Raw genomic sequence first — 22493 nt, 5'->3', positions numbered from 1 at the left:
AAGCAAAGTCAAAAGATCGCAGCCTCGTTTCACTCGACAGCTCCTACATTGCTCCTACAGAAACAATGCGGGCCTTAATAGAGGCATTCAACGGCCATGGCCGTCGCTTCGCCGCCGCCGATGCAGATCGCTGCAACGCCGCGTTTCAGGCCTTTCTGGCGCAGGGCCGAGAGCAAGGTGACGAGGATCCGCGCGCCAGACGCACCAATCGGGTGGCCCAAGGCACAGGCCCCGCCGTGGACGTTGACCTTCTCGTGGGAGATTTCCAGCTTGGTCATGGTCACCAGGCTCACCACGGCGAAAGCTTCGTTGACTTCGAACAACTCGACTTCATCCAGCGACCAGCCGGTTTTCTTCATCAGTTTCTTGATCGCGCCCACCGGTGCCACCGGGAACAACCCCGGGGTGTCGGCGAACGCCGCGTGGCCATGAATCACTGCCAGCGGTTTCAGGCCTTGTTTCTCGGCTTCGGAACGGCGCATCAAAACCAGCGCCGCCGCGCCGTCGGAAATCGAACTGGAGTTGGCCGCCGTCACGGTGCCGCCCTCGCGGAACGCCGGCTTCAGCGAAGCGATCTTGTCCAGTTTGGCTTTCGGCGGTTGTTCGTCGTGGCTGATCAGCACTTGCTGTTTGCCGACCGTCACGGTGAGCGGCACGATCTCGGCTTTAAAACTACCTTCCTCGATCGCCTGTTGGGCGCGGGTGGTCGACGCGATGGCAAACGCGTCCTGATCTTCACGGCTGAAGCCGTTGGTTTCGGCGCAATCCTCGGCGAAGGTGCCCATCAGGCGGCCCTTGTCGTAGGCGTCTTCGAGGCCGTCGAGGAACATGTGATCGAGCACTTGGCCATGGCCCATGCGGTAACCGCTGCGGGCGCGATCCAGCAGGTACGGCGCGTTGGACATGCTTTCCATGCCGCCAGCGACCACCACGTCGGCGCTGCCGGCGATCAGCATGTCGTGGGCCAGGATCGTCGCTTCCATGCCAGAGCCGCACATTTTGTTCAGTGTCGTGCAACGGGTCGATTTATCCAGCCCGGCGCCCAGTGCCGCTTGCCGCGCCGGGGCCTGGCCGAGGCCGGCGGAGAGCACGCAGCCGAACAGCACTTCTTCGACGGATTCAGGGGCGATACCGGCGCGTTCGACCGCGGCACGAATCGCAGCAGCGCCCAGCTGTGGCGCGGTCAGGCTTTTCAGTTCGCCCTGGAAACCGCCCATCGGGGTGCGGACGGCGCTGACAATAACAATCGGATCGTTGGACAATGTCATGACAAATACTCCTTATTTGGCGGCCATGCGCAAGGCACCGTCGAGACGGATCACCTCGCCGTTGAGCATGCTGTTTTCTATGATATGCCGGGCCAGCGCGGCGTACTCGCTCGGCTTGCCCAGGCGTGGCGGAAACGGCACCCCAGCGGCCAGTGAATCACGTACTTCCGGGGTCATGCCGGCCATCATCGGCGTTTCGAAAATGCCCGGTGCGATGGTCATCACGCGGATGCCGAAGCGCGCCAGCTCACGGGCGGCAGGCAAGGTCAGGCTGGCAATCGCGCCTTTGGATGCCGAATACGCGGCCTGGCCAATCTGACCATCGAAGGCCGCCACCGATGCGGTGTTGATGATCACCCCGCGCTCGCCGTCTGCATCGGCTTCGGTCTCGGCAATCGCCGCAGCAGCCAGGCGCAGCATATTGAAACTGCCGATCAGGTTGACGTTGATCACCTGGCTGAAACTGGCCAAGGCATGGGGGCCGGTCTTGCCGAGGATCTTCTCGCCACGCACGATGCCGGCGCAATTGACCAGGCCATTGAGGCCGCCAAACGCTTTGACCGTCGCCTGCACCGCTGCTTCTGCCGCCGCTTCATTGCTGATGTCGGCTACCACGCTTTGCGCGCCGAGACGTGCAGCCTGCGCCGCGACGGCTTCGGCGTTCATGTCCACCAGCATCACCTTGGCGCCGGCGGCCACCAGCATTTCAGCAGTGGCGGCACCGAGGCCGGAAGCACCGCCGGTGACGAGAAAAACCTTGTTTTCGATCTGCATCATTGTTTCCTTGGATTCAAGCTGAAACGTTCTTCGCGGCGGCCTCTTGAGCCTTGGCGATTTCCTGGTTGCGCAAGATAAAGCGCTGCAATTTGCCGCTTGGGGTTTTCGGCAATTCACTGACAAATTCGATTTCACGGGGGTACGAGTGCGCCGCCAGACGCTTGCGCACGTGTTGCCGCAGTTCTTCGGCCAACGCAGGTTCGGCACGATATTGCGGGCTGAGCACGACGAAGGCTTTCACCAGTTCGGTGCGCTCCGGGTCGGGTTTGCCGATCACCGCCGCCTCGACCACCGCCGGGTGTTCGATCAGCGCGCTTTCCACGTCGAACGGGCCGACGCGGTAGCCCGAGGTGGTAATCACGTCGTCGCTGCGGCCGACGAAGCTGATGCTGCCGTCCGGGTTCCACTCGACGGTGTCGCCGCTCAGGTAATAATTGCCGACGAACGCTTTGGTCGGTACGCCTTCGTAACCGCCGAACCAACACATCGGCGACTGGGTGCGGTCGATGGCCAAGATGCCTGGCTGGCCGACGCCGAGTTCTTTGTATTCCTCATCCAGCACCACGATACGGTGGCCCGGCGAGGCAAAACCGGCGGCGCCCATGTGGATCGGATGTTCCAGGCCGTGGTGATTGCACAGGACCATGCCCAGTTCGGTCTGGCCGTAATGGTCGTGAATCACCACGCCGAGGTTGTCGGCGAACCAGCGGATCACTTCCGGATTCAGCGGCTCGCCGGCGCTGCTGACGATGCGCAGCTTGCCCTTGATCGAACGGGCGAATTCATCGCCACCGGCAATCAGCAAGCGATAGGCGGTCGGTGAGCCAGTGAGGTTGGTAATCCCGTATTTGTTGATCACCCGGCAGGTGCTTTCGAGGGTGAACGGGCCATCGTAAAAGGTGATCGGATGCCCCATCGCCATCGGCCCGGTGACACCGAAATAAATGCCGTAGGCCCAACCCGGATCGGCGACGTTCCAGAAGGCGTCCTCGGGGCGCAGGTCCACCGCGTCGCGGGTATAACTCTGGAACGCAACGATGGCCTTGAGCGGCACCGATAGCGCTTTCGACGGGCCGGTGGTGCCCGAGGTGAACATCAGCAGGAACGGGTCTTCGCCGGTCAGCAATACCGGTTCGCAGATGCTGGAGTAGTTGGCCAGTTCCGCCCAGAAACTGAAATCACCCCGAACAATACCTTGGCCTTTCGGACCGCCGACGGTGACGATGGTCGGGCAGTCGGCCACTTCAGCCAGTTTCGGGCGATTGACCGCATCGGTGACCACCACTTTGGCGCCGGAACTGTTCAGACGGTGTTCGATGGCTTTGGGGCCGAAGGCGGTGAACAGCGGCTGATAAACCGCACCGATGCGCCAGGCGGCGAACACGGTGATCAGCAATTCGAAGTTGCGGGGCAGCAGGCCTGCGACCTTGTCGCCCTTCTTCACGCCCTGGGCCACCAGGAAATTGGCGAAACGCGCGGCCTTGTCCTGCAAGTCGCTGAAGGTGTAGGTCGCGCTGCTACCGTCGCGACCTTCCCAGAACAGCGCAATGCGCCCCGGCAAGGCATGCCGGTCGCAACACTCGACGCAGGCATTGAGCGCGGTCAACGACCCTGTGAGCGCAGCATCGACGGTGTGCTGATAATTGAACTGTGACGTAGCAGACAAGTAATCGCGCATTGCCAGAATCCCTCTGTATTTTTATTAGGTTGGGGGAACCGTAATCAACAGGGAAATACTCGCTCTGCGCGAGGAGCGGGACAATGGTCAAAGCTATCAAGTTGTGTGACTGGTTTGGCCAAGGACGCTACCTACCTCATTCCCACGCAGAGCGTGGGAACGATCGATCATCCGGATCAGTCAGCCTCGTTAAGAATCAAACTCCGATAATGCCCAGGATTGGACCCCGACCACTTGCGAAACGCCTTGTAGAACGAGCTGGCATCGGCAAACCCCAAACGGGTGGCGATTTCGGCGAAGCTGATGGTCGGCTCGGCCAGCCAGACGATGGCCAGCTCCTTGCGCACGCTGTCCTTGAGCCCCTGATACGTCTGCCCTTCTTCGGCCAGGCGTCGACGTAAAGTTGAAGCCGACATGCACAGTTGCTGCGCCAGCGCTTCGGTTTCCGGCCAGCGCTCGGCGGGCAGTTGCCGCAGATCGTGCTTGATCCGGCTGGCCAGGCTCTCGGGGTCGCGGTACTTGACCAGAATGTTCGCCGGCGCATGAGCCAGAAAGCGCTTGAGCTCTTCGGCGCTGCGCTTGATCGGCAAATCCAGGCAGTCGGCGGAGAAAATCATCCGTGTGCGCGGCCGGTCGAATCGCAGGTTCTCGGAAAACATCACCCGATAGTCATCGCAAAAATCCGGCTCCGGACAACGCAGTTCGATGGCCAGGATCGGAATCCGCCGGCCCGCCAGCCAGCAGGCAACGCCATGCACGATCATCCAGTAAGTGAAATAGGTGAAGGCGCGGCGCGGCTCCTCGTCGTCTTCCAGCAGGACGATCTCCGCCAGGCTTTGCTGGCGAACCAATTGTGCGGGCAGACGTTCAAGCATCAACGACAGAAAGCTCAGGCCCGAGGTCAGCCCGGCGGCCAGGCTTGGCTGAACCATGGAACAGCGACAAAGAAACTCCAGACTGCCGGACTTGAGCTTGCGTGGGTCCATGCCAAAAAACTCATCGTCCCCACGCCGGGCCAGCAAACGCCACAGGCGCGCATAGGCGGCGGCCGGGACACGCGCGTCGGTGCTGTCCAACAGCGCTGGATCGATGCCGACCTTGTTCAACACCTCTGCGGTGGCAGCGCCAGGGGCGCAACTTTGCAACAGTGCTTCACGCACCAGTTGAATGGCGATGGTGTCTTTTTCCGACATTGACCGGGGTGAGCCTTGTTCGTGTTTGAGTGGTGGGCATATTAGCGCACACCAAACCGATTCCGTAGGAGCGAGGCTTGCCCGCGAAGAACGATGACGCGGTTTCACCGACAGACCGAGTTGCCTGATTCGCGGGCAAGCCTCGCTCCTACGGGATGGTGGGATCTTCAGGGTTGTTCAGCTTAGGTTCAGGCAATTAGCAATAACTACCATATGAGAATGAGTTTCATCATGTTACAAATTAGCACCCTATCTAATTACTCCCCGGTGCTGAATGCTCGTTCCTTTTCTGATCATGCTGCGCGAAGGCATCGAAGCCGCGTTGATCGTTGGCATTATCGCCAGTTACCTCAAGCAGACCGGTCGTGGCCAATGGATGCCGGCAGTGTGGATCGGGGTATTCCTCGCCGCTGCATTGGCCCTGCTGGTCGGCGGTGGCCTGGAACTGGTCAGTGCCGAGTTCCCGCAAAAGCAGCAAGAGCTGTTTGAAGGCGTGGTCGGTTTGCTGGCCGTCGGCATCCTCAGTTCCATGGTGTTCTGGATGCGCAAGGTGGCGCGTTCGATCAAGCATTCGCTGCACGTTTCCCTCGATCAGGCGCTGACCGGTTCCAGGCATCAGGTGACCGCGCTGATCGCCATGGTGTTTTTCGCCGTCGCCCGGGAAGGCCTGGAAACGGTGTTCTTCCTGCTCGCCGTATTCCAGCAGAGCGAAGGCCCGGCGGCACCGATCGGCGCCCTGCTCGGCCTGATCCTGGCGATCATCGTCGGCTTCCTGATTTACACCGGCAGCATGCGCCTGAATCTCTCGGCGTTCTTGCGCTGGACCGGTCTGTTCATTCTGGTGGTGGCCGCCGGGATTCTCGCCAACTCGGTGCAAGCCCTGCATGAAGCCGGCGTGTGGAATCACCTGCAAACCGTGCTCTTCGACTTCAGCGCCACGCTGCCGATGGACGGCCCGTTGGGCTCGGTGCTGGCCGGAATGTTCGGCTACCAGGATGCGCCGACCGTCAGCACCCTCGGGGCGTATCTGCTTTATCTGTTGGTGGCGCTGGTGATGTTTTTTCTCCCGGCGGCCACGCTCGCGCAAACACCCTCTTCCGTTTCCAGCCAATAAGGGCCTTCATGTCAACGCCAGTTCCTCCAGTGGCTTCACCTCCGCGCGCCTTGCGCTGGGCGGTAGCCGGATCGGTGATCGTGATGATCGCCGCCGGCGGCCTGTTCTACTACGCCTCGAAAATGGCCGCCGCCAAGCGCCAGAGCAACCACGACCAAGTGCTGGTCACCATTCACCCGCACAGCTGCGAACCGAATGCGCTGACGGTTCCGGCCGGGCGTGCCAGTTTTCGCATCGTCAACGGCTCGAACCGTGCCGTCGAATGGGAAATTCTTGACGGCGTGCTGGTGGTCGAAGAACGCGAGAACATCGCCCCCGGCCTGAGCCAGGTGATCAACGCCAACCTGTTGCCCGGCGACTACGCCATCACTTGCGGCTTACTGAGCAACCCACGCGGCACCTTGCACGTCACCTCGACCGCCGCTTCCGATGCGGCAGCCAAGGCACGTCCGTCGATGGTGGCGTTCATTGGTCCGCTGTCGGAATTTCGCGTGTACCTGAGCAGCCAGAGCACCGCGCTGATCAAAGCCGTTGCCGCCCTTGAGCAAGCGATCGAAGCCGGCGACCTGAGCCAGGCGCAAGCCTTGTATGTGCCGGCGCGCGCGGCCTATCAACGATTGGCTCCAGCGGCCCAGCGCCTGGCGGAACTGGACAACGCGATCAACGCCCGCGCCGATTACTTCGATAAGCGCGAGCAGGATCCGGGCTTCGTCGGCTTCCACCGTCTCGAATACGCGCTGTTCCAACAACGCAACCTCGACGGTCTGACGCCCGTTGCCCAGCGCCTGAGCATCGATGTCGTCAATCTCAAACAGCAACTGCTGGCCCAGTCGCTGCCACCGGAGCAACTGGTGAGCATGCTGGTGCGCAACCTCAACAGCCTCGCCGAGGTACGCGCCAGCAGCGGCGAAGAAGAACGCTACAGCCACTCCGACCTGAACGGTTTCGCCGCCAACCTCGACGCGACCCGCAAAGTCGTCGAGCTATTGCGGCCATTGCTAAGCAAATCCGCCGCTGAACTGCTGGCGAAAATCGACAGCGCAGTCACGGCTTTCGACGCCGAGCTCAACGGTTTCAAGGTCAAGGATGGCTACGCCAGCTACGACACTGTCAGCGCCGAACAGCGCAAACGTATCGCCGACAAGGCCAAGGTTCTGGCCGATGCACTCGATGGAATCGATCCCGCCCTTGGCCTTTCCGGCCTGTAAGCAGAAGACCTCAGACAGATGAACGACTCAGAACAGTTTTCAGCACAACGCCGTCGTGTATTGATGGGTATGGGAGCCGCCGGTGTGACGATAGCCGGTTCGGCCCTGAGTTGCCCGGTCATGGCCGCGACCCCGGCGCAAGTCACCGAAGCACCGAGCAGCGACAAGACCGAAGACCGCCACGCCTTCCACGGCCAGCACCAGACCGGCATCGTCACCCCTCGCCCGACGTCGGGCATGCTGGTGTCGTTCGACGTATTGGCCAGCGACCGCGCAGACCTGGAGCGACTGTTTCGCACGCTCAACGAGCGCATCGGGTTCCTGATGCAGGGCGGTCCGGTGGCGCAGGTAGACCCCAAACTGCCGCCGCTGGACTCGGGGATTCTTGGCCCGGTGGTCACACCGGACAACCTGACCATCACCGTATCGGTGGGCGAGTCGCTGTTCGACGAGCGCTTCGGTCTGGCCGGCGCCAAGCCCAAGCGGCTGATCCGCATGGTCGGTTTCCCCAACGACGCACTGGAAGCCGACTGCTGCCACGGCGACCTGAGCTTGCAGTTCTGCTCCAACACCGCCGACACCAACATCCACGCCCTGCGCGACATCGTGAAAAACCTGCCGGACCTGTTACTGGTGCGCTGGAAACAGGAAGGCAGCGTGCCGCCGCAAGCACCGGCGAAACCCGGTGTGCCGGCGCAGAGCGCACGCAATTTCCTGGGTTTTCGCGACGGCTCGGCCAACCCCGACTCCAACGACGCCAAGGCCATGGACAGCATCGTCTGGGTCCAGCCCGGCAGCGACGAACCGGCCTGGGCGGTCAACGGCAGCTATCAGGCGGTGCGGATCATCCGCAACTTCGTCGAACGCTGGGACCGCACGCCGCTGCAAGAACAGCAAAGCATTATCGGCCGGGTCAAGAGTACCGGCGCCCCGATGGATGGCGAGCACGAAACCCAAGTCCCGGACTACGCCAAAGACCCGCAAGGCAAGCTGACCAAACTCGATGCTCACATCCGCCTGGCCAACCCGCGTACCGCCGAGACCCAGGCGAACCTGATCCTGCGCCGACCGTTCAACTACTCCAACGGCGTGAACAAGAACGGTCAGCTGGACATGGGTTTGCTGTTCATCTGTTACCAGGCGGATTTGCAAAAAGGCTTCATCACCGTGCAGACCCGACTCAATGGCGAGCCGTTGGAGGAATACCTGAAGCCGGTTGGCGGCGGGTACTTCTTCACCCTGCCGGGTGTGACCGGCGACAAGGACTTCATCGGCCGCGAGCTGCTCAACGCCACACAACCCAAAGCCTCAGTCTGACCCTTACCACCCCACGGAACCGTCCCATGAAAAAGTCGCCCCTCGCGTTACTGCTGACCCTTGGTTTGCTCAACACCCCGTTTTCGGCTTTCGCGGCGACGGCGCCGCTGGAGTTGGTGGGGCCGATCTCTGACTACAAGATCTACGTCACCGAACAACTGGATGAACTCGCCAGCCACACTCAGCAATTCACCGATGCCGTGAAAAAAGGCGACCTGGCCACCGCGAAAAAGCTCTACGCACCGACCCGTGTCTATTACGAGTCGATCGAACCGATTGCCGAGCTGTTCAGTGACCTCGATGCGTCCATCGACTCGCGGGTAGACGACCACGAAAAAGGCGTGAAGGCCGAAGACTTCACCGGTTTCCATCGCATCGAATATTCATTGTTCTCGCAGAACAGCACCCAGGGTCTGGGCAAGCTGGCTGACGGCTTGAACAAAGATGTGAAAGACCTGCAAACCCGCGTCGCCGGCCTGACCTTCCCACCGGAAAAAGTCGTTGGCGGTGCTGCGGCGCTGCTCGAAGAAGTGGCCGCCACCAAGATATCCGGCGAGGAAGATCGCTACAGCCACACCGATCTCTATGACTTCCAGGGCAACATCGACGGCGCGAAGAAAATCGTCGACCTGTTCCGTCCGCAGATCGAAAAGCAAGACGCGGCGTTCATGGCCAAAGTCGACAAGAACTTCGCCACGGTGAACAAGACGCTGGCCAAGTACAAAACCACGGAAGGTGGTTTTGAAACGTATGACAAGGTGAAGGACAGCGACCGCAAAGCGCTGGTCGGGCCGGTGAATACACTGGCTGAGGATTTGTCGATGTTGCGGGGGAAGTTGGGGTTGAACTGAGATTTATAGCGTTTGAGCGGGCCTCTTCGCGGGCAAGCCTCGCTCCTACGACGGAGTGGTGATCGACACTAAACCCTGTAGGAGCGAGGCTTGCCCGCGAAGGCGTCCTTACTGGCGCCACCCCCGCCCCGCTGTGTTACCCCTTACAAAATCCGATACAACAACCGCTCGATCCTGACGCGGCTCACCCGTTTGAGAAACTTGGCCACCCCCGCCGGGTAATCCGGCAGCGTTTGTAGATCCAGGTAACGCTCAATACGGCGGGTGTGCTGGAAAATCTCCGCCAGTTCCTTGCCACGCGATTCCAGCAATTCCCCTTTCGGATCATCGATCAGCAACGCGTTTTCCAGGTCGAGACGGAACGCCCGTGGATTGAGGTTGTTGCCGGTCAGCAAGGTGTAGCGCTGATCGATCCACATGCCCTTGAGGTGATAGGTGTTGTCACCATCCTTCCACAGATGCAGGTTCAGCTTGCCGCTGTCGATGTTGCGCTGATGACGCTTGGCGAAACGTCGCAGGCTGATTTCGTAGAGGTATGGCAACGCCGCGATCACCTTGAACGGCTCGCTTGGCGGGATGTAGAAGTCGTTGGCGGTCTTGTCGCCGACGATGATGTCGATCTTCACGCCGCGAGCCAGGGCCCGGTTGATTTCCCGGGTCACCGCCAGCGGCAGGTTGAAGTACGGCGTGCAGATGGTCAGCTGATGCTGCGCACTGGCGATCAGCTCGCAGATCACCCGACTCAACGGGTTGTTCTTGCCCACACCGAGCAACGGGCTGACCGATAAACCACCCTTTTCCGTGCTACCCGCCGTGGTGTCGTACGCCGCGTGCTTGAGACGGCTGCGCAGGTCACCGATGTCGTGGCGTAGGCTGCGGGTGGTCGGCAAGTTCGGCAGGTCGAGGCGATGCACCGCTTTGGAGGTGATCAGACCGTGCTGAATCAGGTGATGCATCGAATCGGCCAGCGCCTGGTTCTGCAGCAAGTGATAACGGTCGAAGCGGTACTTGTCGAATTTGTGCAGGTAAACGTTGTTCAGGCTCGCGCCGCTGTAGATCACGCAATCGTCGATCACGAAGCCCTTCAAATGCAGCACGCCGAACAGCTCGCGGGTTTGCACCGGCACGCCGTACACCGGCACTTCGCTTTCGTGGGTGCGGGTGGTTTCCTGATACCAGGCCGAGTTGCCCGGTTGCTTGCCGGCACCGATCAAGCCGCGCTGGGCGCGCAGCCAATCCACGATCACCACCACGTCCAGTTCCGGACGTGCCAGTTTGGCCGCGTGCAGGGCATCGAGGATTTCCTGGCCGGCCTCATCCTGTTGCAGGTACAGCGCAACGATGTAGATACGCCGGGTCGCCTGAGCGATTTTTTCCAGCAGGCAACGACGGAACTCGGCAGCGCCAGAGAGGATGGTGACGGCATCGGCGGTCAGCGGAAAACTGCGCAGTTTAGGCAGTAGAGAGCGTTTGAAAAGCAACGGCATAGGGCTCGCAAAGGGTCGAATCCGAAGAGCCTGAGAGCTTACACCATGGATGGGTTTGGGTCTTGTTACTGTCTGTAAAGGCCTCTTCGCGGGCAAGCCTCGCTCCTACAGGGTTTGTATTCCAAACGACGAAAAACCGTAGGAGCGAGGCTTGCCCGCGAAGGCAATTTCACAGGCGCCAAAAATAACCACTTGACCATGAAGAACGATCATTCTACTGTTAACCGCATGAACGAAATCACTAGCAACGACACACGCGACATCATTCTGGATGTCACCGAAAAGTTGATCTACAAAAGTGGCATCGCTGCCACCGGCATGGATCTTCTGGTGAAAACCGCCGGCGTCTCCAGAAAAAGTATTTACCGCTACTTCGCCAACAAGGAGGAGCTTGTCGTCGCGGCCCTGCAACGCCGCGATGTGCGCTGGATGCACTGGTATCGAAGCGAAGTCGGCAAGGCCCAAACCCCGGCCGAGCGGCTGCTCAACCTGTTTACCGTGCTCAAGGCCTGGTTCGCCTCCGAAGGCTTCCGTGGCTGTGCATTCATCAACACCAGCGGCGAAACCGGCGACCCGCAAGACCCGGTTCGCCTGGTCGCCAAAGACCACAAACAGAAGCTGCTCGACTACGTGCGCGAGCTCTGTACCGAATATGGCGCAACAGACCCGGAAACGCTGGCCAGACAGCTGCTGATCCTGATCGACGGTGCCATTACCGTAGCGCTTGTGATGGGTGATCACAGTGCCGCCGATAATGCGCAATGCATGGCGCGAAAGTTATTGGACCTGTAACACTTTAAATAAGCCCGACAACTTGTTTGAACGTTAATTTGATAGGGAGACTTTATATGTCTACTGCCGAAGTTCGTCCGCCATTGCCGCCGTTTACCCGTGAATCGGCCATCGAAAAAGTTCGCCTGGCCGAAGACGGCTGGAACTCCCGTGACCCGGAACGGGTGTCTCTTGCCTACACCCTGGACACCCAGTGGCGTAACCGCGCCGAGTTCGCCCACAACCGCGAAGAAGCCAAAGCTTTCCTGACCCGCAAATGGGCCAAGGAACTGGACTACCGGCTGATCAAGGAACTCTGGGCCCATGGCGACAACCGCATCGCCGTGCGTTACGCCTACGAATGGCACGACGATTCGGGCAACTGGTTCCGTTCCTACGGCAACGAGAACTGGGAGTTCGACGAGAACGGCCTGATGTTCAACCGTTACGCCTGCATCAACGACATGCCGATCAAGGAAAGCGAGCGCAAGTTCCATTGGCCGCTGGGTCGCCGGCCGGATGATCACCCCGGGTTGTCTGACCTGGGTCTGTAACATCACCTCACCGATCGTTCCCACGCTCTGCGTGGTAATGCCGCCACGGACGCTCTGCGTCCGCCGTGACGCAGAGCGTCACAAGATGCATTCCCACGCGGAAGCGTGGGAACGATCGGCTCAGGTCGCCGCAGAAGTTGGATATGGGTAAGATACCGGCCTTTTCCCGCAGCCCTCTTCTGCGCCCTGCCGAATAAGCCCCATTCCATGCCTTTCGAACTCAGCGTTGACCTCACTACCCTGGCCGTTCTGGCTCTCGTCGCTTTCATTGCCGGTTTCATTGACGCCATCGCTGGCGGCGGCGGTCTGTTGACCACCCCGGCACTGCTGACCGCCGGCCTGCCGCCGCATCTGGTACTGGGCACCAACAAACTCAGTTCCACCTTCGGCTCGGCCACCGCCAGTTTCACCTTCTACCGGCGCAAGCTGTTTCATCCACGGCAATGGATGCACGCCATCGTCGGCACGTTGGTTGGTGCGCTCAGCGGCGCCATCGTCGCTCATTATTTGCCGGCGGAATGGCTGAACAAGATGCTGCCGGTAATTGTGTTCGCCTGCGGCCTATACCTGTTGTTCGGCGGCACACCGAAAGCGCCGCTGGACAGCGATGCACCGATCAAGAAAAAGTGGCAATCGAGTCAAGGCTTCAGCCTCGGTTTCTATGACGGCGTGGCCGGCCCGGGAACGGGGGCGTTCTGGACCGTCAGCAGCCTGCTGCTCTACCCCATCGACCTGGTCAAGGCCAGCGGCGTGGCACGCAGCATGAACTTCGTCAGCAACATTGCGGCGCTGTCGGTGTTCATTTTTTCCGGGCAAGTGGACTGGGTCATCGGCCTGAGCATGGGCCTGTCGGTGATGGTCGGCGCCTTCTTCGGCGCACGCACCGCCATCAGCGGCGGTGCGAAATTCATTCGCCCGGTGTTCATCACGGTGGTGCTCGGCCTGACCGTGCGCCTAGCCTGGCAGCACTGGTTCAGCGTGGCCTAAGCGCCGCGCCACGTAGACGTCGATCAGGTAGCGGGCAATCGAGCGTGACGCCGGCAGCGGCGGCAGCTCGTGCACGTTGAACCACTGGGCGTCTTCGATCTCGTCTTCCTGACAGACAATCTCGCCACCGGCGTACTCGGCATGAAAACCGAGCATCATCGAATGCGGGAACGGCCAGCACTGACTGCCCATGTACTGGATGTTCTTGACCTCGATCTGAACCTCTTCGCGAACCTCGCGAATCAGGCAATCTTCGGCCGACTCACCAGGCTCGGCAAACCCCGCCAACGTGCTGTAGACCCCAGTGACAAAACGCGGTGAACGAGCCAGCAGAACCTCGTCGCCACGGGTCACCAGCACAATCATGCTCGGCGAAATACGCGGGTAGCTGCGTAAATCGCACGGTTCGCAATACATCGCCCGCTCACGCGGTATCTGGATCATCGCCTGTCCGCAGTTGCCGCAAAAGCGGTGCTCACGGGCCCAGGTACCGATTTGCGCGGCATAGCCCAGAACCTTGTAGACGGTGTGATCGCCCTCGAGCATGAACGCCCGCAGGCCTTTCCAGTTACAGCCCGGCACGTCGCTGTGACTGCGCAACTCCAGCAAGTAGACCGGTTCGCCATCCAGGTGACCGATGCCGTGCTCGGCGAGAATCGACAAGTCCTGACGCTTGAGCCATTCCCGTGGAAACAGCGCGCCATTGTCATCGAACAAAAAGCCTTCGGGGCTGCGCGCCACGGCCCAGCCGCCGGGTTGATCGGTGTCCAGTACTGCGGTGGTCCAGCGTGAAGTCATGGTTAATCAATCCAGAAATTCGGGTTTCTGTTTGCTCATATGGGCGGCCATGGCCACGCGCAGATCGGTGGACTGCAGCATGGCGGCGTTCCACGTGGCGACGTATTCGAGGCCGTCGTCGATGCGATGGTCGCGCATGTAGCTGATCATCTCTTTGGTGCCGGTGATGGCAATCGGCGACTTGCCGGCGATTTCGCGGGCAATCCCCATCACGCCTTCAAGCAGGCTGGCGGTGTCGCTGTAGACGCGATTGACCAGGCCAATGTTACGCGCTTCTTCGGCGCCAAAGGTGCGACCAGTGTAAGCCAGTTCACGCAGCATGCCGTCACCGATGATCCGCGGCAAGCGTTGCAAAGTGCCAACATCGGCCGCCATGCCGATATCGATTTCCTTGATGGAAAATTGCGCGTCCTCGGCCGCGTAACGCATGTCGCAGGCGGAAATCAGGTCGATGGCGCCGCCCAGGCAATAACCCTGCACCGCCGCCAGCACCGGTTTGCGGCAGTTGTCGACGGCGTTGAACGACGCTTGCAGCGCGAGGATCTTGCGGCGCAGCAGGCGCGCATTGCGGCCGACGTCCTTGCCCAATTCATTGGCCACACCGGCGAGCATCATCAGGTCGATGCCGGAAGAAAAATGCTTGCCGGCGCCACTGAGCACTACCACCCGGACTTCATCCGTATCGTCGATCCACTGGAAAATCTCGATGATCTCGCTCCAGAACGCGGCGTTCATCGAGTTGATCTTGTCCGGACGGTTGATCTGCACATGGGCGATGTTATCGGCCAGTTCGACGCTGAAGGCGGTGTATTGAGACATGGCAGTGATCCTTTACCGGACAGAAAATGAAGCCCGAACTATAACAAGGCATCTGTGTCGGCAGTAAGGCAGCGGTTCGGCCAAATGCGGGACTGGCTTCTGGATTTTCAGCGTCTGGACGGGCCTGCTCGCGATTGGCCGCACCACCGAAATTGTTAGAAACCGTCTTGGCGCGTGAACACAGTTGTCACTATGCTTACGCCTGACTTTCCAAGGAGGAACCCTACCCATGCCGATTTCTTCACGCGCGGCCTTACTGGTCATCGACGTACAAAACGACTTCATTCCCGGTGGTCAATTGCCGGTGCCCGAGGGTGACCTGATTGTGCCCCTGATTAATCGTCTGAGTCGCCAGTTCAAACAGGTCGTCATTGCCCAGGACTGGCACCCGCCCGGCCACGCCTCGTTCGCTTCCAGCCACCCTGGGCGCAAGCCTTACGACGTGATTCAGTTGCCTTACGGTGAACAGACGCTGTGGCCGGAGCATTGTGTACGCGCCACGCCCGGCGCCGAGTTCCACCCGGAGCTGGACCTGCCCCACGCCCAATTGATCATCCGCAAGGGCTGCAACCCGGACATCGACAGTTATTCGGCATTTCTGGAGGCGGATCGAACCACAACCACCGGTTTGGCCGGATACCTGAAAGAACGCGGCATCGACACGGTTTACATGGTCGGGCTGGCACTGGATTTCTGCGTGATGTTCTCCGCGTTGGATGCGCGGGCGGCAGGGTTCAATGCGTTTGTGGTGATGGACGCTTGCCGCGCGATTGATCTGGAAGGGTCGCTGGCGGCGGCGATTGAGCGGATGCAGGTGGCGGGGGTCGGGTTGATTGAGTCAGCCGAACTGCTCGACTGAACTGCAGATCGTTCCCTCACCTGGCTCGTAGCAGCTGCCGAGCCCGCGAGGCTGCGTCCGAGGACGCAGTCCTCGCAAGTCCTGCGAATGCGGTTTTCCTGGAAGAACCGGTTGCCTGGTTTTACGAGTGCTGCGCACTCGAACGCAGCCTCGCAGGCTCGGCAGCTGCTACAACGAATGCGTCAGGCCGAGGTGGGCAGCCACAAACGGAACCGTGCGCCGCCCAATGGTGATGCCTGCGCGGTCAGCGTGCCGCCCTGCGCTTCCAGTGCTCGGCGGCTGATTGCCAGCCCCAGGCCAAACCCGCCTGTGGCGCGATCCCGACTGCGATCCAGCCGATAGAACGGCTCAAAGATCCGCTCCCGCTCTTCCTCGGGAATGCCGATGCCATCGTCGTCGACCCAGATCTCACAGCCCTTGGGGCATACCTGCACACCGATCTGAATCCGCTTTTCGCAATAGCGCATGGCGTTGCGCAGCAGGTTCTGGATCGCCCGGGCGGTCAATCGCGGGTCCAGCGAGAAGCGTTCGAGCTGACCGTGCAGCAGCACATCGATAACGATTTCCGGTGACTCAAGCTCTTCATCGACGCTGCCCAAAATACTGTCGATGAATTCATCCAGCGACACCTCGACCTGTTCCGGCAGCCGAGCCGGGTTTTGCAATCGGCTGTAGGACAGCAGCTCCAGCACCAGCTCATCCAGTTCGCGAATGTGCGCGACCAGGCCTTGCAGGCGTTCCCGGCTGGTGACCGGCAAGTCGTCGGACAGCGCCAGGGCCAGGCCGAAATCCAGCCGCGTCAACGGCGTGCGCAATTCGTGGGACACGGCGTTGAGCAAGTCGCGCTGCTGGTTGAGCAGGTTTTCGATGTCGCCGGCCATGGTGTCGAACACGGTGGCCAGGCTGCCGATGTTGGAGCTGGGGGAAATCTGCGTGCGCTCGCTCAGGTGGCCCTTGCCGAAGCGTTCGGCGGTGCTTTTGAGACGTTCCAGGTCGCGCCAGTGCGGGCGCAGCCACAACAACAGGCAGGCCAGCATCGTCGCACCGATCAGCACGTTGATGCTCCAGTACAACCAACTGACATCCGTGGGGTCCGGTGGCACGACCATCTCCACCACCATCTGCTCGTTCAACGGTGTCACCGCCAGGGTACGCCAACCCCAGTCGCCGATGCGTACCACGTTCTCCCCACGCTGCAAGCGTTCGCGCTCATCCAGGGTAAATTCGGCATCGTCGTTGCGGGCCAAGATGATGTGCAGCGGCTGGAACTCCTTGTCCATCTCCGCCGCCAGCGCCGGCCACTGCTCGACAGGCACCGTACGAAACTGTTTGACGATCAGCGTTTGCAAACCTCGGGAGTAATCGAGGTTGTAGGTCACAAAACGCTCATGAAAAGCCTTGATCACCAGATCCGGCACCAGGTAGATCGCCGCGCTGAATGAAACGATGGTCACCAGATACAGGCGAAACAGGATTCTGAACATGGTTTCAGCATTCCCACTCGGAGCGGCTGAAGAGGTAGCCCTTGCCCCACACGGTCTTGATCTTGCGCGCCTCTCCGGCGTGGTCGTCGAACTTGCGCCGCAGTTTGGAGATGGCCACGTCCACCGAGCGGTCGGTGCCGTTGAATTCGATACCGCGCAGGCGTTGCAGAATCTGGTCGCGGCTCAGCACTTCGCCGGCATGCCGGGCCAGCACTACCAGCAGGTTGTATTCGCCGCTGGACAACTCGACCAGTTGCTCGCGCCAGGTCACGGTGCGCTCAGACAGGTCGATGCACAGGTTGCCCATGAGAATGCGGTCGTTGGCGGTCTGCGGTTCGCTGAGGCTGCTGCGACGCAACAGCGTGCGTACGCGGGCCAGCAACACACGGGGCTCGCAGGGTTTGGTGACGTAGTCGTCGGCGCCCATTTCCAGGCCCAGCACCTGATCGTGGCTGTCGTCACGGGCGGTGAGCATCAGGATCGGCAATGTCGCCGAATCGGCCCGCAGCAAGCGGCAGACCTGCAAGCCATCGAGCCCCGGCAACATCAGATCGAGAATCACCAGGTCCGGCGGACTGACCCGCGCGCGTTCGCGTACATGATCGCCGCGGCTGATCACACTGACGGAATAACCGTTGCGTTCCAGGTAGCTGGCAATCAGTTCCGAGAGCGCGGTGTCGTCTTCGACCAGGAGGATGTTGGGCATGGGTGTTTCCAGAAAGTGCTGTGGCGACTGGCGGGGCCTCATCGCGGGCTTGTCCGCGAAGGCGACCTAACCGTCGCAAAAAGTTTCAAGCTGCGAAGGATATACGCCCTCACGCATACGCGAGCAAAACCCTTACACAATTTCACACAGCACCAACAAAGCTTCACCGCTACCCTCGTCGACTCCCCGTAGGATGCGGGTAGTCATTATTGGGGTATTTCCATGTCAAAGAACCTGCTTGCCACGCTCAGCCTGATTGCCCTGGCGTTGACGCTGAGCGCTTGTGACCAGTCTTCGACCGCCGAAGAATCGGCGCCGCTGGCTACAGTGCGCATCGAAACCGTCGAAGCTCGTCCTCTGTCAATCAGCAGCGACTTGAGCGGGCGGATTGCCGCGCCACGGATTGCCGAAGTGCGTGCCCGGGTCGCCGGCGTGGTGTTGCAGCGGGTCTTCCGCGAAGGCAGCGACGTGAATAAAGGCGACGTTCTGTTCCGTATCGACCCGGCCCCCTTCAAGGCCGACCTGGACAGCGCCGAAGCCGCGCTGCGCAAGGCCGAAGCCAACGCGTTCCAGGCCAGATTGCAGGAGCAGCGTTACGCCCAGTTGATCGAAGGCAATGCCATCAGCGCTCAGGACTACGACAATGCCCGCGCCAACGCCCGGCAGACCGCCGCCGATGTCGCCGCCAACAAAGCCGCGGTGGAGCGGGCGAAACTGAACCTCGGTTATGCCACCGTCACCGCGCCGATTTCCGGGCGCATCGGCCGCGCGCTGGTGACTGAAGGCGCGTTGGTGGGGCAGAACGAAACCACGCCGCTGGCGCTGATCCAACAGTTGAACCCGATCCACGCCGACCTGACCCAATCGACCCGTGAACTCAACGACCTGCGCCGGGCCTTCCGTTCCGGCCAACTGAAGGAAGTGGGCCAAGGCCAGGCCAAAGCCACGCTGATCCAGGACGACGGCAGCCTTTATCCATTGCCCGGCAAGTTGTTGTTCACCGACATCACCGTCGACCCGGGCACCGGTCAGATCATTCTGCGCAGCGAGTTCCCCAACCCCGACCTCGACCTACTGCCGGGCAGCTTCGTGCGCGTGCGTCTGGAGCAAGCGTTCAATCAGCAAGGCATCAGCGTGCCGCAACGGGCCATTCAGCGTGACAGCGCCGGTGTCGCCCAAGTGCTATTGCTCGACGCCGAGCAGCGAGTCGGCCAGCAACCGGTAGAGCTGGGCGCGGTGCAGAACGATCGCTGGATCGTCACCCGCGGCCTCAAGCCCGGCGACCGCATCGTCACTGAAGGCCTGCAACACGCGCGCCCCGGCGAAAAAGTCCAGATCGACAACACCCCTCTTCCACTTGCCCAGGTCTCTGGTCAATAAGCAGGACGCTTTTTATGCCGCAGTTCTTTATCGACCGCCCGGTATTCGCCTGGGTAGTTGCCTTGTTCATCCTGCTGGCCGGTGCGTTGGCCATTGGGCAGTTACCGGTGGCGCAGTACCCGAACGTTGCGCCACCGAAAGTCGAAATCTACGCCACCTACCCCGGCGCTTCGGCGCAGACCGTGGACCAAAGCGTGGTCAGCCTGATCGAGGGAGAACTCAACGGCGCTGACCATCTGCTGTACTTCGAATCCCAGAGCAGCCTCGGCAGCGCCACCATCACCGCGACGTTCCAGCCGGGCACCAATCCGGAAATGGCCCAGGTCGATGTGCAAAACCGCCTCAAAGCGGTTGAGTCGCGCCTGCCTCAGGCAGTCACCCAGCAAGGTTTGCAGGTGGAGAAAGTCTCCGCCGGTTTCCTGTTGCTGATCACCCTCACCTCCAGCGACGGCAAGCTCGATGACGTGGCGCTCAGCGATTACCTGGCGCGCAACGTGATGAACGAGATCAAGCGTCTGGACGGCGTCGGCAAGGCCCAGTTGTACGGCGCCGAGCGGGCGATGCGGATCTGGATCGACCCGCAGAAGCTGATCGGCTTCAACCTGACTCCGGCTGACGTCAACGCCGCTATCGTCGCGCAGAACGCTCAGGTTTCCGCGGGCAGCATCGGCGACTTGCCGACCCGTACCACTCAGGAAATCACCGCGACCGTTCTGGTCAAAGGCCAGTTGTCGACACCTGAAGAATTCGCCGACATCGTGCTCAAGGCCAATCCTGACGGCTCCAACGTGCGCATCCGTGATGTAGCGCGGGTCGAGATCGGCAGCCAGGAATATCAGTTCTCCACACGCCTGAACGGCAAACCGTCCACCGCCGTCAGTGTGCAACTGTCACCGGGGGCCAATGCCCTGAGCACCGCAACGCTGGTACGGGCGAAGATGGATGAATTGGCGCGCTATTTCCCGGCTGGCGTCGAATACAAGATCCCTTACGACACTTCGCCCTTCGTCAAAGTCTCGATCACCAAAGTGGTCTATACCCTCGGCGAGGCAATGGTGCTGGTGTTTGCGGTGATGTTTCTGTTCCTGCAGAACATCCGCTACACGCTGATCCCGACGCTGGTGGTGCCGGTGGCGTTGATGGGCACGTTTGCGACCATGCTCGCGCTGGGCTTCTCGATCAACGTGCTGACCATGTTCGGCATGGTGCTGGCCATCGGCATTCTGGTAGACGACGCGATTGTGGTGGTGGAGAACGTCGAACGAATCATGGCCACCGAGGGCCTGTCGCCCAAGGAAGCGACGCGCAAGGCGATGAAGCAGATCACCGGCGCGATCATCGGCATCACCCTGGTGCTGGTGGCGGTGTTCATTCCGATGGCGTTCATGCAGGGCTCGGTCGGGGTGATTTACCAACAGTTCTCGCTGTCCATGGCCACGTCGATCCTGTTCTCGGCGTTCCTCGCCCTGACCTTGACCCCGGCCTTGTGTGCGACGCTGTTGAAGCCGATTGCCAAAGGCGAGCATCACGAAAAAGCGGGATTCTTTGGCTGGTTCAACCGGCGCTTCGAACAACTGACCGAGCGTTATCAGGGCTGGGTCGCCTATGCGTTGAAACGCACCGGTCGTTACCTGTTGATCTATGGCGTGCTGCTGGTCGGCCTGGGACTGTGTTTCAGTCGCCTGCCCTCCTCGTTCCTGCCGGTGGAAGACCAGGGTTACACCATCACCGACATTCAACTGCCACCGGGCGCAAGCAAGAATCGCACGATAAATGTGGTGGAGCAGATCGAAGCGCACAACGCCACCGAACCGGGCGTCGGCGACAGCACAGTGATTCTCGGCTTCAGTTTTTCCGGTAGCGGGCAGAACGCCGCGCTGGCGTTCACCACGCTCAAGGACTGGTCGGACCGGGGCAGCGACGACTCGGCGAGTTCCATCGCCGATCGCGCCAACATCGCGCTGAGCCAGATCAAGGATGCCATGGCTTTCTCGGTGCTGCCGCCGCCGGTCGACGGTCTCGGCACCTCCAGCGGTTTCGAGTTCCGCTTGCAGGACCGTGGCGGCCTCGGCCATGCCACGCTGATGAAAGCGCGCAGCGAATTGCTCGCCGCCGCCGAGAAAAGCCCGATCCTGATGAATGTGCGCGAAAGCGCGCTGGCCGAAGCGCCACAGGTGCAACTGGAAGTCGACCGCAAACAAGCCAACGCCCTGGGCATCTCCTTTGCCGACATCGGCAACGTACTGGCCACCGCCGTGGGTTCGGCCTACATCAACGACTTCCCCAACCAGGGGCGGATGCAACGGGTGGTGGTCCAGGCCGAAGGCGATCAACGCAGCCAGGTCGCCGATCTGCTGAAAATTCACGTACGCAACAACGCTGAAAAAATGGTGCCGCTGTCGGCCTTCGTTCGGGCCAACTGGACTCAGGGCCCGGCGCAATTGACCCGATACAACGGCTACCCGGCCATCAGCATTTCCGGCGAACCTTCGCCCGGTCACAGCACCGGCGAAGCCATGGCGGAAATCGAACGGCTGGTGGCGCAAGGCCCGGCCGGGTTGGGTCAGGAGTGGACCGGGTTGTCGCTGCAGGAGCGTTTGTCTGGCAGCCAGGCACCGATTCTGCTCGGTCTGTCGCTGCTGATTGTGTTCCTGTGCCTGGCGGCGCTGTATGAGAGTTGGTCGATTCCGACTTCGGTGCTGCTGGTGGTGCCGCTGGGTGTACTCGGTGCGGTACTGGCCGTGACGCTACGCGGGATGCCCAATGACGTGTTCTTCAAGGTCGGGCTGATCACCATCATTGGCCTGTCGGCGAAGAACGCGATCCTGATCATCGAGTTCGCCAAGAGCCTGTATGACGAAGGTCATGACCTGATCGATGCCACGCTGCAAGCGGCGCGCCTGCGGTTGCGGCCGATTGTGATGACGTCGCTGGCATTCATCCTTGGCGTGGTGCCGTTGGCGATTGCCACTGGGGCCAGTTCGGCGAGCCAGCAAGCCATTGGCACCGGAGTGATTGGCGGGATGATCACGGCGACATTGGCGGTGGTGTTTGTACCGGTGTTTTTTGTGGTGGTGATGAAGTCGGTGCAGCGCATGGCTAAAGAGTGAATCAAGCCCGACGGGCGACGGCAACTGCCGTCGCTTGCAAAGCAACCATGATGCGTACCAATGATTGTTATAAAGAAAAATTTCTTATACCTGCAATATTTGACAGTATCCGAAACAGCCCTCGATCCATAT

The 22493-nt window shown here is 60.8% G+C and carries 19 protein-coding genes; 10 read left to right on the top strand and 9 right to left on the bottom strand.

Features of this window, described 5'->3' with window-relative positions; all coding sequences use genetic code 11:
* Positions 1–74: 74 nt before the first annotated feature.
* The 4 genes from LOY36_RS13600 to LOY36_RS13585 form a co-directional block, all read right to left on the bottom strand.
* A complete protein-coding gene (locus tag LOY36_RS13600) occupies positions 75–1268 on the bottom strand; it encodes an acetyl-CoA C-acyltransferase (RefSeq protein WP_258674018.1) in 1194 nt (397 codons plus the stop codon).
* Positions 1269–1280: 12 nt separating this feature from the next.
* Positions 1281–2042, bottom strand: a complete 762-nt coding sequence (locus LOY36_RS13595; protein ID WP_018929129.1) for an SDR family NAD(P)-dependent oxidoreductase — start codon at positions 2040–2042, stop codon at positions 1281–1283.
* Positions 2043–2058: 16 nt separating this feature from the next.
* On the bottom strand, positions 2059–3723 hold the full coding sequence (locus tag LOY36_RS13590; RefSeq protein ID WP_258674017.1) for an AMP-binding protein: 1665 nt from the start codon (positions 3721–3723) through the stop codon (positions 2059–2061).
* Positions 3724–3899: 176 nt separating this feature from the next.
* Complete coding sequence (locus LOY36_RS13585; protein WP_258674016.1) at positions 3900–4916, bottom strand: AraC family transcriptional regulator; 1017 nt, start codon at positions 4914–4916, stop codon at positions 3900–3902.
* 274 nt (positions 4917–5190) lie between these two features.
* Here LOY36_RS13585 and efeU point away from each other — a divergent pair, with 274 nt between their 5' ends.
* From efeU to efeO (LOY36_RS13565), 4 genes are read left to right on the top strand one after another with little or no spacing between them, the layout of a single operon-like run.
* Complete coding sequence (gene efeU, locus LOY36_RS13580; protein ID WP_258674015.1) at positions 5191–6030, top strand: iron uptake transporter permease EfeU; 840 nt, start codon at positions 5191–5193, stop codon at positions 6028–6030.
* 8 nt (positions 6031–6038) lie between these two features.
* Positions 6039–7238, top strand: a complete 1200-nt coding sequence (gene efeO, locus LOY36_RS13575) for an iron uptake system protein EfeO (protein WP_258674014.1) — start codon at positions 6039–6041, stop codon at positions 7236–7238.
* A gap of 18 nt (positions 7239–7256) precedes the next feature.
* Positions 7257–8555 (top strand): iron uptake transporter deferrochelatase/peroxidase subunit, encoded by a 1299-nt coding sequence (gene efeB, locus LOY36_RS13570; RefSeq protein ID WP_258674011.1) that lies wholly within the window; start codon positions 7257–7259, stop codon positions 8553–8555.
* A 26-nt stretch (positions 8556–8581) separates the two neighbouring features.
* A complete protein-coding gene (gene efeO, locus LOY36_RS13565) occupies positions 8582–9406 on the top strand; it encodes an iron uptake system protein EfeO (protein ID WP_258674009.1) in 825 nt (274 codons plus the stop codon).
* Between the two features lie 143 nt (positions 9407–9549).
* On the opposite strand, the gene pssA is transcribed toward efeO (LOY36_RS13565), so the two are convergent.
* Entirely contained in the window at positions 9550–10893 is a 1344-nt protein-coding gene (gene pssA / locus LOY36_RS13560) for a CDP-diacylglycerol--serine O-phosphatidyltransferase (protein ID WP_258674008.1), read from the bottom strand.
* 228 nt (positions 10894–11121) lie between these two features.
* On the opposite strand from pssA, the gene LOY36_RS13555 reads away from it, so the two are divergent.
* The 3 genes from LOY36_RS13555 (at position 11122) to LOY36_RS13545 (ending at position 13205) form a co-directional block, all read left to right on the top strand.
* On the top strand, positions 11122–11685 hold the full coding sequence (locus tag LOY36_RS13555; RefSeq protein WP_258674007.1) for a TetR/AcrR family transcriptional regulator: 564 nt from the start codon (positions 11122–11124) through the stop codon (positions 11683–11685).
* A gap of 56 nt (positions 11686–11741) precedes the next feature.
* Complete coding sequence (locus LOY36_RS13550; RefSeq protein ID WP_105346099.1) at positions 11742–12218, top strand: nuclear transport factor 2 family protein; 477 nt, start codon at positions 11742–11744, stop codon at positions 12216–12218.
* A 207-nt stretch (positions 12219–12425) separates the two neighbouring features.
* On the top strand, positions 12426–13205 hold the full coding sequence (locus LOY36_RS13545; RefSeq protein WP_019649649.1) for a TSUP family transporter: 780 nt from the start codon (positions 12426–12428) through the stop codon (positions 13203–13205).
* Here LOY36_RS13545 and nudC read toward each other — a convergent pair.
* Positions 13173–14003 (bottom strand): NAD(+) diphosphatase, encoded by an 831-nt coding sequence (gene nudC, locus LOY36_RS13540; RefSeq protein ID WP_019649648.1) that lies wholly within the window; start codon positions 14001–14003, stop codon positions 13173–13175. The two genes, LOY36_RS13545 and nudC, sit on opposite strands and share 33 nt — an antisense overlap.
* Positions 14004–14009: 6 nt before the next feature.
* Positions 14010–14822, bottom strand: coding sequence for a crotonase/enoyl-CoA hydratase family protein (locus LOY36_RS13535; protein ID WP_018929117.1), 813 nt, complete (start codon positions 14820–14822; stop codon positions 14010–14012).
* A gap of 229 nt (positions 14823–15051) precedes the next feature.
* Between LOY36_RS13535 and pncA the strand changes: the two genes are divergently transcribed.
* A complete protein-coding gene (pncA, locus tag LOY36_RS13530; RefSeq protein WP_258674006.1) occupies positions 15052–15681 on the top strand; it encodes a bifunctional nicotinamidase/pyrazinamidase in 630 nt (209 codons plus the stop codon).
* Positions 15682–15863: 182 nt separating this feature from the next.
* Here the strand turns inward: pncA and LOY36_RS13525 are convergent, their stop codons facing one another.
* Together LOY36_RS13525 and LOY36_RS13520 are read right to left on the bottom strand one after the other, a co-directional pair.
* A complete protein-coding gene (locus LOY36_RS13525; protein WP_258674004.1) occupies positions 15864–17165 on the bottom strand; it encodes an ATP-binding protein in 1302 nt (433 codons plus the stop codon).
* A 4-nt stretch (positions 17166–17169) separates the two neighbouring features.
* Positions 17170–17871 carry a response regulator transcription factor gene (locus LOY36_RS13520; RefSeq protein ID WP_007939075.1) on the bottom strand — a complete coding sequence of 234 codons (702 nt, stop codon included), beginning with the start codon at positions 17869–17871 and terminating at the stop codon, positions 17170–17172.
* 222 nt (positions 17872–18093) lie between these two features.
* Here LOY36_RS13520 and LOY36_RS13515 point away from each other — a divergent pair, with 222 nt between their 5' ends.
* Together LOY36_RS13515 and LOY36_RS13510 are read left to right on the top strand one after the other, a co-directional pair.
* Positions 18094–19251, top strand: coding sequence for an efflux RND transporter periplasmic adaptor subunit (locus LOY36_RS13515; protein WP_258674003.1), 1158 nt, complete (start codon positions 18094–18096; stop codon positions 19249–19251).
* Between the two features lie 14 nt (positions 19252–19265).
* Complete coding sequence (locus LOY36_RS13510; protein ID WP_258674002.1) at positions 19266–22361, top strand: efflux RND transporter permease subunit; 3096 nt, start codon at positions 19266–19268, stop codon at positions 22359–22361.
* Positions 22362–22493: the final 132 nt, after the last annotated feature.

Source organism: Pseudomonas sp. B21-019 (assembly GCF_024749225.1).
In the GTDB taxonomy this organism is placed as follows: domain Bacteria; phylum Pseudomonadota; class Gammaproteobacteria; order Pseudomonadales; family Pseudomonadaceae; genus Aquipseudomonas.
This window is presented reverse-complemented; position numbering and strand designations above follow the sequence as displayed.

Bases quoted from the DNA above. Each gene is read 5' to 3' on its own strand.
- efeO (WP_258674014.1), top strand. From the start codon at position 6,039: ATGTCAACGCCAGTTCCTCCAGTGGCTTCACCTCCGCGCGCCTTGCGC.
- efeU (WP_258674015.1), top strand. From the start codon at position 5,191: ATGCTCGTTCCTTTTCTGATCATGCTGCGCGAAGGCATCGAAGCCGCG.
- LOY36_RS13590 (WP_258674017.1), bottom strand. From the start codon at position 3,723: ATGCGCGATTACTTGTCTGCTACGTCACAGTTCAATTATCAGCACACC.
- LOY36_RS13585 (WP_258674016.1), bottom strand. From the start codon at position 4,916: ATGTCGGAAAAAGACACCATCGCCATTCAACTGGTGCGTGAAGCACTG.
- LOY36_RS13595 (WP_018929129.1), bottom strand. From the start codon at position 2,042: ATGCAGATCGAAAACAAGGTTTTTCTCGTCACCGGCGGTGCTTCCGGC.
- LOY36_RS13520 (WP_007939075.1), bottom strand. From the start codon at position 17,871: ATGCCCAACATCCTCCTGGTCGAAGACGACACCGCGCTCTCGGAACTG.
- nudC (WP_019649648.1), bottom strand. From the start codon at position 14,003: ATGACTTCACGCTGGACCACCGCAGTACTGGACACCGATCAACCCGGC.
- LOY36_RS13545 (WP_019649649.1), top strand. From the start codon at position 12,426: ATGCCTTTCGAACTCAGCGTTGACCTCACTACCCTGGCCGTTCTGGCT.
- efeO (WP_258674009.1), top strand. From the start codon at position 8,582: ATGAAAAAGTCGCCCCTCGCGTTACTGCTGACCCTTGGTTTGCTCAAC.
- pssA (WP_258674008.1), bottom strand. From the start codon at position 10,893: ATGCCGTTGCTTTTCAAACGCTCTCTACTGCCTAAACTGCGCAGTTTT.
- LOY36_RS13600 (WP_258674018.1), bottom strand. From the start codon at position 1,268: ATGACATTGTCCAACGATCCGATTGTTATTGTCAGCGCCGTCCGCACC.
- LOY36_RS13535 (WP_018929117.1), bottom strand. From the start codon at position 14,822: ATGTCTCAATACACCGCCTTCAGCGTCGAACTGGCCGATAACATCGCC.
- LOY36_RS13525 (WP_258674004.1), bottom strand. From the start codon at position 17,165: ATGTTCAGAATCCTGTTTCGCCTGTATCTGGTGACCATCGTTTCATTC.
- LOY36_RS13510 (WP_258674002.1), top strand. From the start codon at position 19,266: ATGCCGCAGTTCTTTATCGACCGCCCGGTATTCGCCTGGGTAGTTGCC.
- LOY36_RS13555 (WP_258674007.1), top strand. From the start codon at position 11,122: ATGAACGAAATCACTAGCAACGACACACGCGACATCATTCTGGATGTC.
- pncA (WP_258674006.1), top strand. From the start codon at position 15,052: ATGCCGATTTCTTCACGCGCGGCCTTACTGGTCATCGACGTACAAAAC.
- LOY36_RS13550 (WP_105346099.1), top strand. From the start codon at position 11,742: ATGTCTACTGCCGAAGTTCGTCCGCCATTGCCGCCGTTTACCCGTGAA.
- efeB (WP_258674011.1), top strand. From the start codon at position 7,257: ATGAACGACTCAGAACAGTTTTCAGCACAACGCCGTCGTGTATTGATG.
- LOY36_RS13515 (WP_258674003.1), top strand. From the start codon at position 18,094: ATGTCAAAGAACCTGCTTGCCACGCTCAGCCTGATTGCCCTGGCGTTG.